The sequence below is a fragment of the Pseudomonas sp. HY2-MNA-CIBAN-0224 genome, assembly GCF_040310285.1.
In the GTDB taxonomy this organism is placed as follows: domain Bacteria; phylum Pseudomonadota; class Gammaproteobacteria; order Pseudomonadales; family Pseudomonadaceae; genus Aquipseudomonas; species Aquipseudomonas helleri.
Map to the genome: position 1 here is coordinate 1 of NZ_JBEOPQ010000830.1, position 243 is coordinate 243.

Here is a 243-nt window from a genome sequence, read left to right on the forward strand (position 1 = left end):
TTTTTGACCGTCGCCACTTGCTGAGCCAGTTTGGCACGGTTGTTGATCAGCGTTTGAATGTCGCAGTCTACGCTATCAATACTGTGGCGCAGCTGATCTAAAAACTCTTTTTCGCTTGAGTTATCGCTTGCGCTGCTTTTATTTAGGTTATCCATTTTTTGCTCTGGTGACTGCTCACTCATTACCGCCCATCCTTTTTCTAATATTATTACTGAGTTTTATAACTGTTAATAATCACTGTTT

At 40.7% G+C, this 243-nt stretch carries 1 pseudogene; it reads right to left on the reverse strand.

Going from position 1 to position 243, the window contains the following annotated elements:
* Window positions 1-182, reverse strand: a pseudogene (locus AAEZ03_RS28605) (hypothetical protein); the annotation flags it as partial.
* Window positions 183-243 lie beyond the last annotated feature (61 nt).